The sequence below is a fragment of the Methanosarcina sp. genome, from assembly GCF_028693135.1.
Lineage (GTDB): Archaea > Halobacteriota > Methanosarcinia > Methanosarcinales > Methanosarcinaceae > Methanosarcina.
This window is the reverse complement of the sequence record NZ_JAQUVZ010000037.1, coordinates 22557-35711: the sequence shown is the minus strand read 5'-3', so window position 1 is coordinate 35711 and position 13155 is coordinate 22557. Positions and strand designations below refer to the sequence as shown.

11 protein-coding genes and 1 pseudogene are annotated in these 13155 nt (G+C 42.5%); 4 read left to right on the top strand and 8 right to left on the bottom strand.

The window, feature by feature from the left end:
* Positions 1-462 precede the first annotated feature (462 nt).
* Entirely contained in the window at positions 463-1425 is a 963-nt protein-coding gene (locus tag PHF18_RS13880; protein WP_300103906.1) for a carbohydrate binding domain-containing protein, read from the bottom strand.
* A 679-nt stretch (positions 1426-2104) separates the two neighbouring features.
* On the opposite strand from PHF18_RS13880, the gene PHF18_RS13875 reads away from it, so the two are divergent.
* Complete coding sequence (locus tag PHF18_RS13875; protein ID WP_300103905.1) at positions 2105-2497, top strand: YkvA family protein; 393 nt, start codon at positions 2105-2107, stop codon at positions 2495-2497.
* Positions 2498-2553: 56 nt separating this feature from the next.
* Positions 2554-2676, top strand: coding sequence for a hypothetical protein (locus tag PHF18_RS13870; RefSeq protein ID WP_300103903.1), 123 nt, complete (start codon positions 2554-2556; stop codon positions 2674-2676).
* 21 nt (positions 2677-2697) lie between these two features.
* Here the strand turns inward: PHF18_RS13870 and PHF18_RS13865 are convergent, their stop codons facing one another.
* Entirely contained in the window at positions 2698-2787 is a 90-nt protein-coding gene (locus tag PHF18_RS13865; RefSeq protein WP_300103908.1) for a type II toxin-antitoxin system HicB family antitoxin, read from the bottom strand.
* A gap of 187 nt (positions 2788-2974) precedes the next feature.
* Positions 2975-3391, bottom strand: coding sequence for a DUF3267 domain-containing protein (locus PHF18_RS13860; protein WP_300103900.1), 417 nt, complete (start codon positions 3389-3391; stop codon positions 2975-2977).
* A 19-nt stretch (positions 3392-3410) separates the two neighbouring features.
* Between PHF18_RS13860 and PHF18_RS13855 the strand changes: the two genes are divergently transcribed.
* On the top strand, positions 3411-3587 hold the full coding sequence (locus tag PHF18_RS13855; protein WP_300103897.1) for a hypothetical protein: 177 nt from the start codon (positions 3411-3413) through the stop codon (positions 3585-3587).
* Positions 3588-3958: 371 nt separating this feature from the next.
* Here PHF18_RS13855 and PHF18_RS13850 read toward each other — a convergent pair whose 3' ends face one another.
* Together PHF18_RS13850 and PHF18_RS13845 are read right to left on the bottom strand one after the other, a co-directional pair.
* Entirely contained in the window at positions 3959-4690 is a 732-nt protein-coding gene (locus tag PHF18_RS13850) for a hypothetical protein (protein WP_300103895.1), read from the bottom strand.
* Positions 4691-5016: 326 nt separating this feature from the next.
* Positions 5017-5384, bottom strand: a pseudogene (locus PHF18_RS13845) (helicase); the annotation flags it as partial.
* A gap of 194 nt (positions 5385-5578) precedes the next feature.
* On the opposite strand from PHF18_RS13845, the gene PHF18_RS13840 reads away from it, so the two are divergent.
* Positions 5579-5977 carry a hypothetical protein gene (locus PHF18_RS13840; RefSeq protein ID WP_300103893.1) on the top strand — a complete coding sequence of 133 codons (399 nt, stop codon included), beginning with the start codon at positions 5579-5581 and terminating at the stop codon, positions 5975-5977.
* A 126-nt stretch (positions 5978-6103) separates the two neighbouring features.
* Here the strand turns inward: PHF18_RS13840 and PHF18_RS13835 are convergent, their stop codons facing one another.
* The 3 genes from PHF18_RS13835 to lysS form a co-directional block, all read right to left on the bottom strand.
* Positions 6104-8971, bottom strand: coding sequence for a DEAD/DEAH box helicase (locus PHF18_RS13835; RefSeq protein ID WP_300103890.1), 2868 nt, complete (start codon positions 8969-8971; stop codon positions 6104-6106).
* Positions 8972-9225: 254 nt separating this feature from the next.
* The gene (locus tag PHF18_RS13830; RefSeq protein ID WP_300103887.1) at positions 9226-10746 is read right to left on the bottom strand and encodes an ATP-binding protein; all 1521 of its coding nucleotides are present in this window, start codon (positions 10744-10746) and stop codon (positions 9226-9228) included.
* 528 nt (positions 10747-11274) lie between these two features.
* The gene (lysS, locus tag PHF18_RS13825) at positions 11275-12804 is read right to left on the bottom strand and encodes a lysine--tRNA ligase (protein ID WP_300103884.1); all 1530 of its coding nucleotides are present in this window, start codon (positions 12802-12804) and stop codon (positions 11275-11277) included.
* Between the last annotated feature and the right edge of the window lie 351 nt (positions 12805-13155).

Sequence of the window (13155 nt, the reverse complement as noted above, 5' to 3'; positions counted from 1 at the left end):
TCACGTCCACATTCCGGACCCTGACTTCAATTTAACAGGACAAAAATGCTATATTTGCTTCCAACATAATCATAAATTCAGAATGAGGGTCCGGAGTGCGAAATCAGAGGTACTTTCATGCCAAATAGATCTGTTTTGGAATAAGCTCAAATCAATGTTGCACTGGCGCCCCCCGCTTCAAAATTCCGTTGTCCATCCCCGCAGTAAGCTGCGGGGTATTCGGCGGAAATCAAAGTTGCGCTGGCGCACCCCGCCGCAAGCAACGGGGTATGTTCGCGCCACCGCTCCAAATTTCGTTAAAGAAAACAATAACCCTAAAAACTTTAGTTTGAGTAGAAGTTAACAACCGGAAAATGGAATTGATAAATTACATATTATCATTAACGGTTATCGGGGAAGTTTTCCATCCCCGCAGCAAGCTAGCGGGGTATTCGACTGATAATAAATTTATTGAGACTTTAATTATTCAATCACTTCAATCTTATCGATAAAGACACTTCCAGTGCCCGGAGAATCCCCAAATTCGGGTTTGTTTGCAATAACAAATTCTAGTTTTTCAATGCTTTTCAGGTTCAGGCTTTTAGCTGACTCGGAACTCCAGAGATCAAAATTACTAAAGGAAACTTCTATGGGTGTCCAGTCATCTACAGCTTTTGTTTGTGCAAATAATGTTCCAAAGTGTAATCCGTCTTGATCTATGAGTTTGATCTGAATAGTATTTGGCTCACCACTAAGTTTGTAGTAAAACCTTATTCCTTTTGCATCTGCTAGCTTTTCAGAATCAATATTTTTTGAAATACCCACAAATCCATCTTTCATAAGATTATAAGCTATTTCGACAGCGTCATTTTCCATTCCTGATACGGAATTCACTTTTTCTGTGGATCCCATTTTTTCATCAAAAGGAAGCCAGCCAAGAGTACTGTCCATGGTATCAATTATGTTTTCATCAACATCTCCCTGAAATTCACTACGCCCTATTGGGTCCATATCGAAATTTTCTCCTGGACTAGGTTTAACATTGAGCATATACTTACAAGTCCTTTCACTCCCGTCTTGTGATGTACCTGTGATTTCGATTACATGATCACCTGGTGGCACCATCTTGTCTACATTTATTATTAGATTGGACACATAGGTAGGTTTTGGGCCCCCATTGGGTGAAAAGGTAACTGAAATTCCATTTGGAAGATTATTTGCTGCGAGAGTAACCTCATAATTATAGTGCTTTAGAATCGGACTTTCATCCTTTACAGTAACTGTTGTTTGTATGGGAGTCCCCTGAATTGCATCACCACTCATGGGGGACACAGAGATACCGAAATCTGTGGTTACAACTATGGTATATATGCCTAACATCCCGACAACTATTGATACTATAACGGCAAGTTTTTCCACTGATTTAAACTCTTTTATGCTTTTCATATTATCCTCTCTAAAAAAGAAAACAAAATTGAATAAAAACTTTTTGATTTTTTTGTAACTAATTATAAAATATTTTTAATTTATATGATGTTTAATCACCATTTATGAAATATTGATACAATCCAGGATCAGATTCCCTATTATGTCCATTATTTAGGAACAATACAAATATAATATCAAGAATTTTTGTTGCCAGGAATGATTAGTTAGGGAAATGGAACTATAGAGCAATTCCCGAACTAAACAGTGAAGCTATATTTTGATCATTCCTTAGCTATGCAGAAATCCTTGATTTAAACCGATCAAAGTTGACCTGGTGCACCCCTGCAATGGAGTATGTTCGTGCCCCCGCTCCAAAAAACAACGCTAAAACTCCTCTCAAGTTTCCGAATTCAATAGAAGTGGACACCACTTTTCAACAGAACCACTGACGATGAATTCTTACCCAATAACCCAAAAAGAACTGTTTTATTATATTTCCTCCCCCGCCCCCCTCAAATCCTTCGACCGAAAATCCTCCGATTGCACCGCTTCTTTTCAATCAACTCAGTTTTTAAAAGGCGCAGTGTTGAAAACTCAGATATTGCCTTAATTGATGCAAAAAAGAGAAATACTATTCAATTTGATAGTTAGTATAAGAGACTCGATATACAATTTAATACAAGATTGGAAGATTATCATGGATAAAACCAATAACTTCAGAGCGAAGAAAGTTGGATCAAATCTTGACCAATTTAATGAAAATCCAGATCAAGCTTCTGATATCAGCACGGTTTTTCCTGAAGAAGTAGGAGGCGTTCATCACCGCCGAGCAGATCTCAGGAAAATTTTGGATTATTTAGAATTATTGTTTTCAATGTTAGCAGATTCCTTTAATAAGAAATACCCGGTTCCGAAGAAAACGGTATTAGTGATAACATTCGCTCTTCTGTATCTCATAAATCCGGTTGACATCTCTCCGGATATCCTTCCTTTAATTGGATTTGTGGATGATGTCGCTGTGCTTGCTTTTGCATTTAGCCTTATTAAAGATGACCTGGAAAAATACCGAGCCTGGAAAACGAGTTACTGATATTGATTTTATTAATACTGACCATTTATTATGGTTGAGATCGAGTGAGATATCATATGGTAGATGCAGACCGCATACTCACTGATGAAGAGAGGAAGCTCGTAGATGAAAGTTATGAGAACCAGAAAAAAGGAACGTTGATACCCCTTTCAGAGTTCAAGAAAGAGCTGGGACTCTAATATTAAAAAATACTTTTCGTGTTATTCGGCCTCAAGGCAGACTTGGATCGCTTCCCTTATACGCTCCATGGCCTGTTCAACTGTTTTTCCCTGAGTATAACAACCAGAGATGTCAGGAACTTTCGCAATATATCCCGTCTTCTTCCTGCGCGATCAGGACCGTATAATTCAAGCTCTTACCTTCCATCTTTACCAGAATAACGTTTAATCTGTGAGTGTTTAAAGCTGTTACCGGCAGGACACAAGGAAATTTTTGAAAAAAGAGATTTTTGCTTGTCTACCTTCAGATCATACATCTTCAGTTGCTTCCGGGAATGCTCTTATCTATCCTTTTCCAGTAAATCCTTATCCCGTTGGAAGTTAAATATGCACCATCAGGCACCTGGATCAGTATAAGGATCAAACCCAGCATGTCCACGCCAGAACTCATAGCGTTTAACAATATAAGGATCTTTGCTAACGGATTTAATAGACCCAGAGCCCCCAGAATGCCAGGCAGTATTATTGAAAGCAAGACAAAAGGTGCCAGTGTGATAAGAATATACCTTGATTTTGATATCGCTTCTTCAGAATAAACAAATCCGCCAAAATAAGTAATTCCTAAAAATGTTTTATCCGAAATTAAAAAGTCCGGGATAAAGACAAGATGAATAAGTTCATGAATAAAAACCAGCCCGATAAGGTATGCAATATCCTGTAAGTGTATAGTTAGCATTATCGGTTGTGAAGGGTTAATGCCGACATCTGCTAAAGAGAAAGGCGAAAATATACCAAGGACCGTTATAGAAAGCAGAGTATTCAGGATCATTAATGGGATTGCTGCGAGTATAGTGGACACGAAATTTTTCGGCTCACGTAGCTGTATCCAGTTGCTTGTGATCAGTTCTGAGTGCCTTTCAGAGTTTACTTGAGGGAATTTGTATCTCAGCCGGATAATACCTTCTCCTTTTACATTACACTGAAAGCCTGTTTTACTCTTTAAATCTTATTAAGAGAAAAAAATAGGTTTGATAAAGGAGAGATTCAGAGCGAGATAACTTTTTTATTATATTTCCGCCCCAGCCCCCTCAAATCCTTCGATTGGAAATTCTTTGATTGCGCCGCTGTTCTGAAGTTTATTCAATTCGTGGAGTCATAGGTAACTGGCATAGAACTTTTTAATCGCATGACCAGTGTATTTTTGAGAGATTGGTGAAAATTCCAAAATATTGATTTATTAACACATTCGAGCAAACCCTAAATCGATTAAAATATTACTATGAAATTAGTCAATGATCGTAGATTAGTCAATAATCTTAGGACAGTATTTATCCAATAAACACTCATTACACTTTGGATTTTTTGGCCTACACCATTTATTTCCAACTTCCCAGCAAGGCAAATCAAGAATTCCTGGGTATTCGGGGTTAATCTCCTTTGCACAATATATTATTTCGTTAACAGTTGCATTTTCATTGATAAATCCAACCCTTCTGAAAACTCTTTTTACATGCACATCAGGCGATATGTCTATGCAACAGTAATCAGCCATTGGTACCTTTAACTTCCTAGCCAAGATATTAGAAGCCATAGTTGCGATCTTTATTCCAACTCCCTTAAACTCAAGAAATCTTCTTACTAATGTTGCGCTCTTCGGTTCGTCGTTCCATATTTTAGAAGCATCTCCATCATAATCATCATTAATTTTTTGAACTGCCAAGTAGAAATATAGGGCCATTTCATCGTTAAATCTATGAAGTTTTTTACTGTGGAATATTTTGGATATATCTTCGTGGCTCATTTTTGCAACATTAGGAAATTCGCAATCTTCAAAAACCTCATATGGAATTGACCATGCTCTTTCTGCTTTGATTTGGCGGTCCATAATGCAAGCAAGGGTAAAAGCATGTGGATGGTTCTTAAGGTCATTTAATAATTCATTTGCTTTTGGATTATTGTTAAATTTAACAAACTTATAAGGTTCATTGAAAACCTTATCTCCTTCTTTGACTAAAATTTCTGTAATTTTACTCATTGTAACTCCTTCCTGAATATCTATTTTGAATAGGTGTTACAATGCAAACAAAGTTACAATTATTTCAATATGCTTAATTTTTTGACTATGGAAGTCAATATTTAAAATAAAAACGCCCGACGCATAAAAAATCGTCAAGATTGCATAATAATCAAAGAATCCTCATATGGGACATGTAGAAATATATTAGACTACTACGTTGGCAGTAATGGAGAAATTACACTTATGAAGTAAACGAATGTTTTCAAAAAGTAACAGACAAAAATCACTCTTCTATGATAGAAATCGATAATCTCTTTCGATATGAATAACTCCCTCTCAGCTTTTCATTCCCAAAACTTCTTCGTCTTCACGTAATTCCTCTCTGCAATCAGAATATCCCTGTAAAACGCCTCTTCGTCCACCCTCATCTTTTCAATCACCCTTGATGCGGTTTCAGGCCCGACCCCCCTGCTCGCAAGCGCAATTACTGCTTTTTTCCCCTGCGAGTTCACGATGCTGGCGTTTCGGTAGACTCTCTGGATGCGTTTCTTCTCCTCGGCTGAGACCGGGACGCCCTTTCCCTGTTTCCTGACCAGTTTGATTTCCTCTTCTCCCAGGGCTTGAGGGCTGCAACCATTCTTGAGTCACAGACCGGACAGATGATTTCTTCGGGCACGTTCTTGACCTGGCGGCGGGAGGTCCATTTCTTGCAACATGGATTGAAATATTTTTAAGATTGAAATTTACCAATATTAAGATAGAAAGCAAAATGGCGATTGGCAGTGTTTTTTGCCAAAAAAATCGTTGCAGCAGTATTTCAATTGCTAGATAAGATATTTATTTGAAAAGACATAAATAGATAATATACATAAAAACGATAATAATTGAATATATAGGTTAGATACAATGAGAAGTGGAAAATATGGACAGCTTGATGATGATTTTTTCTATGCAACGAATGGGGAAATCTACAAATTAGAAAGTTCTTTTTTTGGGCTTGGAAAAAAGAAATTCAAGTGCCCAGAATGTGGTTTTGAACTGGATGAAGAAATAGTAAACACAGGAATATGTCCATCATGCTGTAAAGTATTTGGGAATGAACATGTCGAACGCTCCGGATATCTTTACACTCCTAATGGAAGAAAATACGAAATAAACTCTTCCTTCTTTGGTCTTGGAGAAAAATATATTGTGTGCCCAAACTGTGGAGCTAAAAACAATACAGAGGAGATTAAACCATACTATATGTGCAAAGATTGTGGCATGAGCCTCGATGATTACCGATATAGCAATTTAAGATACTAAAAATACAGCAAATGAAAATTGGAAAAATATGTATAAAAGGAGAGGAAAACAAGTAAAAAATTGAAATTATGTGACTCAATTTTAAGCTTTCTTGGTGTTAATAGTCCACCTGTATTCTTTCCCTTTTTATTCCCAGAATTTCTTCGTCTTCACATAATTCCTCTCAGCCTTCAAAATATCCCTGTAAAAAGCTTCTTCATCCACCCTCAACTTTTCAATCACCCTTGACGCGGTTTCAGGCCCGACTCCCCTGCTCGCAAGCGCAATAACGGCTTTTTTCCCCTGCGAGTTCACGATGCTGGCATTCCGGTAGACTCTCTGGATGCGTTTTTTCTCCTCGGCTGAGACCGGGACGCCCTTTCCCTGTTTCCGGACAAGTTTGATTTCCTCGTCTTCCCAGGGCTTGAGGGCTGCAACCATTCTTGAGTCACAGACCGGGCAGATGATTTCTTCGGGAGCATTTTTGACCTGCCGGCGGGAAGTCCATTTCTTGCAGGTCGTGCAGAAGAGGATAATGTGGTCGTTCATGATGCGTTCCTTTAAGGCAAGCACAATTGAACGGTCGGCTTTTTCCGGGGCTACAAGGTCTCTTTTCATGGCAAAGCCGGCTGAACCGATTGGGGTTGGACCCGAAACCTCGACTGCAATCTCGCCGGCTGCAAGTTTTGTCAGGACTTCTTTTGCCCTGGGGACGTCCAGCATATCGTGGAAGATCTCGCGGACCACCTCATCGTACATGGAAGAGCCCTCGTAGATTTCAAGGAGCTTTTTCATGCTGATCCTGTCATAGTCGATGTTTCGGGAGAGGGCTCCAAACTTGCGGGCTACGTGGACCATTTTCCATTTCATGAGGGTGGTGTTCTTCAGGGTCATTTCGATGATGGGCTCAACGTGTTCCGGGCGGAGAGAAAGAAGCATGTCCCGGATCTGGACAGGGCCGACCCTGCGGGGGAGAGTCAGCCTGATCCTGTACGGGTCCACCTCCTGGGCTACGCTGCCCCCGAAACGTGCCGACAGAAGGGAAGTCAAAACCCTTGCCAGCGTCCCGTTGGTGTTGTGGCCGAAACAGGCGTTCAGGGTCACAGCGTCTCCTTCGTCTTCGATTACGATTGTGTCGGCATCCGGAAGCGGAAAACCTCCTTCAACGTGGTCCCGTAGCAGGCGGATAAATTCAAGCACTGCTGTCCTGGCGACCGGATATTTCAACTGCAGCTTTTTGGCAACTGCTTCATCATCAAGCCCTTCCCGGATGAGGGCTGCGGTTTCAGCCCTGAGCTTTCCCACGCCCTGGGCTACTTCAAAGGGCACAGGGATTTCTTCTCCGGTCCAGCTCGGGACTTCCCCCATGCCTTCGACCGGCTCGACCTTGATCCTGTCCCGACCCGGTTCCCGTTCGCGGTCAGGCATCTCAATGACCCGCCACATATCCCCTTTAGTTATGAAAACGGCTCCGGGCTGGGCGAAATTTACCACAAAAGCTTCGTCCAGCACCCCTATGGACTTCCCACTCACGATGTCATAGATCTCGTACTTTTTCTCGTCCGGGATCATGGAGAGGTTGTCGTAATAATATTCCCAGCTTTTCCTGCGTTTTTTCACAACATTTGATCCTTTCTCGTGCCAGACCAGTCTGTAGTCCCCTATCTGGTCCACCACCCTCTGCAGCTCTTCAATCCGCAAATCCTTGAACGTGTAGGTCCACCCGAGGATCCTGAAAATCCTGTCGATTCCGATCTCCCCGAAGTCCATAACCATGCCTGCAATCTGGTTTGCCACAACGTCAAGGGAATTCCTGTGCGGGGAAATCTCTTCAACCCTGCCTTCGAGTGCAGCCTTTGTAATTGCCATGCTCTCGGCGGTGTCATCCGCTTCCATGGAGATGATCGTGCCCCGGGAAACCTCGTGCAACCTGTGCCCTGCCCTTCCTACCCTCTGGAGCAGCCTTGAGACCTGGCGAGGAGAGCCGTACTGAATCACCCGGTCAACATTTCCTATATCGATCCCGAGTTCCATTGACGAGGTGCAGATCAGGCCCCTGAGAGCTCCGGACTTGAACGCCTCTTCGGCTTCGACGCGGGCTTCAAAGGAAAGGGAGCCGTGGTGCACTCCAATTGACGCCCCAAGCTTTCGGAAACCTGCTGCAAGAGCTTCCGCACTCTGCCGGGTATTCACAAAAATAAGTGTGGATTGGCTTTCTTCAACGATTTTCCTGATGCACAGAAGCTGAGATGCAAATTCGGGTTCACAGCCCACGGTCTTTGCAATTTCCATGACCTCCCGATCTTCGGATTCTCCCGAGACCTGCGGGCTGATTACATCGAACTCCAGCAGCTTCAGAAGAGCCACTTCAATAACCGTAAAATCCCGGTTTGCCCCTGCCAGGAACTTTGCAATCTCCCAGGGGTTTCCGACTGTTGCCGAAAGCCCGATTCTCTGGAATTCCCCGGAGATTTCCACAAGCCTCTCAAGCCCCACAGCCAACTGGGCTCCCCGCTTTGAGCCTGCAAGCTCATGGATTTCGTCCACAACCACGTGGGTTACGGTCTCAAGGTTCTTCCGCAGGCGGGAGCCCGTAAACATTGCCTGAAGGGTCTCAGGGGTTGTGATCAGCACATCAGGAGGGTTTTTAGACTGACGCTGCCTTTCGCTCTGCGGGGTGTCCCCATGCCTGACCTGGACTTTGATATCAAGCAGCTTCCCCATAATTTCAATTCTGGAGAGCATATCCCTGTTAAGCGCCCGCAGGGGAGTGATGTAGAGGGCAGATATCCCGCTCCGTTTCTCCGGTTTTTTCTTGAGGATAGCGTGGAAGACCGGCAGGACAGCTGATTCAGTTTTCCCGGAGCCGGTTGGAGCGATCAGAAGAGTGTGTTTTCCGTCAAGGATGAAGGGAAAAGCCCTTTCCTGCGGTTCGGTGGGTTTTATGAAACCCAGAGTCTTAAGGGCTTCCTGGATTTTCGGATGGAAGGAGTCGAAGGTGTTGTTGAACGTCATTTTTCAAAAACTCATTTTTGATGCTGTTGTAGCTGATGCTGCCTCAAAAACTCAGCAGGAAAACCCTGAGTCTTTAGCATTTAGGAAAGAACGTCCAACCTTAAATAGGTTCCAATACTGTGAAATACTCTCCCTGTCAACCTGCAGCTTCCGAGAAAGGGATCTTCCCGCCTGAGGAGAAAATGATGTACTATCCACCACCGGGGCTGGGAACGGCCTTCCTATAAATATACCGCATAAAAATCTGAAATTATTCATCCTGAGAAGTTAGCAGATACACCAACTTTGGTGGCAATATCTTTCAATACATTATCTGGTTTTTTCGTCTTATCCAGTCCATTTACGGGCAGCTCAAATATGAAAGATGACCCTTTTCCCTGAACACTTGTAAACCATATTCTGCCCTTATGCATATCAACAAACTGTTTTACCAGAGCAAGCCCAAGGCCAGTACCTTCGTACTGCCGGCTCATTTTCGAATCAATCTGTTTGAAAGGCTCAAAGAGGTATTTCCGGTCTTCTTCCGAGATCCCTATGCCGGTATCTGAGACCCGTATCTGAATCATATTTTCGGCCCTCTCGGCTGAGATTCTGACGAACCCACCAGCGGGGGTGAACTTGGTGGCATTACTTATGAGGTTATAAAGAATCTGTTTGAATCTTATTTTGTCAGCAATGATAGACAGGTTATCTTTAACATTGAATTCCATAGAAATATCTTTATTTAATGCGCCTGAGGAGGCTATCAACTTCAAGTCTTCAAAAACTTCGGAAATGAAAAAACATTCCAGGTTTAGTTCCATTTTCCCGGCTTCAATCTTTGAAAGGTCAAGAATATTGTTTATAAGGGCGAGGAGATGGTTTCCACTGCGTGAAATATTATTTAAATATCGCTTACTTCTTTCATCAAGTTCTCCATTTATACCTTCTAGCAGCAGGTCCGAAAAACCTAAGATAGCAGTAAGAGGGGTCCTCAGTTCGTGGCTCATGGTAGCCAGAAATTCACTCTTGACCCGGCTTGCGCTCTCTGCAGCAAACTTTGCCTGAAGCAGTTTCTTTTCAGTTCTTTTACACTCGGACAGGTCAATGAAACTTTCGACAAAATAATCTCTGTCCCCTATGGTTACCGGAGCCACACTCTTAAGGATCGGGACAACTTCCCTTTGAGCATTGATGATAGTTTTTTCTGAATTATCCACGTTCAGTCCAAGATCACTGATAGGACATTTTCCGACCTCGGTCGGACAGATGAATTGGTGGCAGATATTTCCGACGATCTCTTCTTTTGATCTTCCGATCGTTTTTATTGCAACGGGGTTTACATCAACTATTTTGTGGCTCGAGGCTTCTATTAACAATATTCCACAGAGGCTTTTTTCCAGTAAAGCACTCAATCTATCTCTTTCTTTTTGCACTAAACGTTCCGATTCTTTACGCAAAGTGATGTCCCGGGCGATTATCAGGAACTTTTTACTTTTTTCACCCATTACCGAGGAACTAACCTCTATGTCGAGGATATTATTGTCTGACCTTTTGATCTGTGTCTCAAAAAACGCCGATCCGTTCTCCAGAGTTACCTTCAATGCGTCCCGGAAGCCGGGAAGAGATTCTTCAGTAAAGAGAAAGAGGGGAGAAATATTTTCAAGATGAGCCCTCTCATATCCGAGAAGTTTACAGCCTTTGGGGTTAACTTCCAGAATACGCTTCCCCTTTGTTATAAAAATTGCATCATTGGACTGCTCAAATAGAACCCTATATATTTCTTCTTTAGCCATTAGATTGTCCTCGGCCGGTTTACTCAAAAACGGATTATTTTCTGATTCTTGTCTCAGGTTCAGCATACAAAGGCACTTTTCCGGGATTGAACAGGTTTAAATTATGGGTAGCTCATCTAATCGGAAAATTTTATACTGCATAATAACTTATGTTATTTTCTTATAAAGAGGTATTGTTGAAGATGAGATCTTTGGGGAGAATATAATTGAATATAATATGACCAGGGATAATAAAGTTAAACCCAATTCAAAAATAGGGGGGATGTAAATAAAATAAGAAAACATTTCTTTGAAGTCCATAACCGGAGTATTTTGTGAGATGTGGTATAGCTTCCTGAGATTATTTACTGTCCCTTATTTTGTTTCATCCAGCAAGTAGACTTCAGCCGAATCAAGTTCTATGCTGCCCGAGGAAGATGCCTTTCAGGCTTCTCCGAAATAAAAAAAGAAGGGGATTTTCTCCCCGACTGGCCTGTCCGCCTGGCAGGGCAAACTCGACCTGCAGAACAAAATTAAGTTAGAAATCAATCAGTCTTCCCTTTTCATCTGCGGGAAAAGGATTACTTCCTTGATGGATTCGAGACCTGCAAGGATCATGGTAAGCCGGTCGATTCCGAGCCCCATGCCGCCGGTTGGGGGCAAGCCGTATCCGAGGGCGGTTATGAAGTCGTAATCGATGGTCTGGGCTTCAAGGTCTCCCAGCTTTCTTTTCTTATCCTGGTCTTCGAACCTCTTTTCCTGTTCAAGCGGGTCATTTAATTCGGAATAGCCGTTTGCCAGTTCCCAGCCGTTGAGGAAAAGCTCGAAACGCTCGACAAAACCTGCTTTCTCCCTGTGATTTTTAGCGAGGGGGGAGTTTTCTACAGGGAAATCGTATATGAAAGTCGGGTTTATCAGCTTGTCTTCTACAAGGCCTTCAAAAAGCAGGGCAAGGAACTCACCGTGGCTCTTTGCCTTTTCGTAGTCTACAATCCTGTTCTCAATGGCGATTTTCTTCAGCTCTTCAATAGAGTGAGCAAAGACATCAAGCCCGGCATATTCCTTTAAGGCGTCTTCCATGGAAATCCTCCTCCACGGAGAACGAAGGTTGATTGTGTTTTCGCCCATTTTGACTTCGTAGCCGCCTGTCAGCTTGAACACGAGTTCCGAGACCAGACCTTCAGTTAAGTCCATCATGTCATTGTAGTCCCTGTAAGCCTCGTAGACCTCGATCATCGTAAACTCAGGGTTGTGGGTCGTGTCAATGTCTTCGTTCCTGAAGTTTTTGGCAATCTCAAAGACCTTCTCATACCCGCCAACAACAAGCCTCTTGAGGTAGAGTTCGGGGGCAATTCTCAAAAAGAGGGTCTGTCCGAGGCAGTTGTGGAAAGTCGTGAAAGGCCTTGCGTTTGCGCCTCCATATACCGTCTGGAGCACAGGGGTTTCAAACTCGAGAAATTCCCTTTCGGCAAGGAACCTTCTGATCTCGGAGATGAGTTTGCTCCTCATAACGAAAATTTCTCTCTTTTCGGCATTGACTATGAGGTCAAGATACCTCTTCCTGTACCTGGTCTCGACGTCTTTTAAGCCGTGGAATTTTTCGGGGAGGGCACACAGAGATTTGGAAAGCAGGACAAATTCGGACACACTGATGGAATCTTCTCCTCTCTTTGTCCTGAAAATTTCGCCCTGAATCCCGATGATATCTCCGGTGTCCACAAGGTTCTTAAAAGTCTCGAACTCCTCGTCCGGGAGGTTTCCTTTCCTTACAAGCACCTGAATCCTGCCGGTCTGGTCCCCAAGGTCGGCAAATATCATTTTTCCATGCTTTCTGATATTGTAGAGCCTTCCTGCGGTCCTGACAGATAAGCCCTCATTCTCTTCAAAGTCCTCGAATTTTTTCAAGATATCGCAGATATCCCCGTTCTTTTCGAACTTATAGGGATAGGGATTGAGTCCCTGGCTTATGATACCGTTTAATTTTACAAGTTTTGAGTCGTCAAAAGCCCTGGAGCCCGATAAATCGGTGTCATCAGCCAGGGGCATTTTTTCAGACAGGTCCGTGTTGTTAATTTCCATAGTCATTGAATCAGTACATCCTCTTCAGGTGATACGAATTAATAAATCAATAATCAATTAATTAGCCCAGACAAGCAGCAGAAGAAGGTTTTAAAGAGTCTACCGGAGGCCCGTGAATTTTGTATTTACTTCTGCGGCCAAATGCTTAAAATCTGAGTTATCAAGAATAATGACTGTCTAATAGCCTGATTCTTTACATTTATTTTTTTCCATAAATCCACGCATTTTATATAAACATTGAGAAAAAAAGTCGTCATGGTAAGGAAAATTCGATTGTTCACTGAGAAAAATTGCTCCCATAGGCTATGTTGCGGAAATGTACTTTGCTTATTAATCCATAGGATTCTGCTT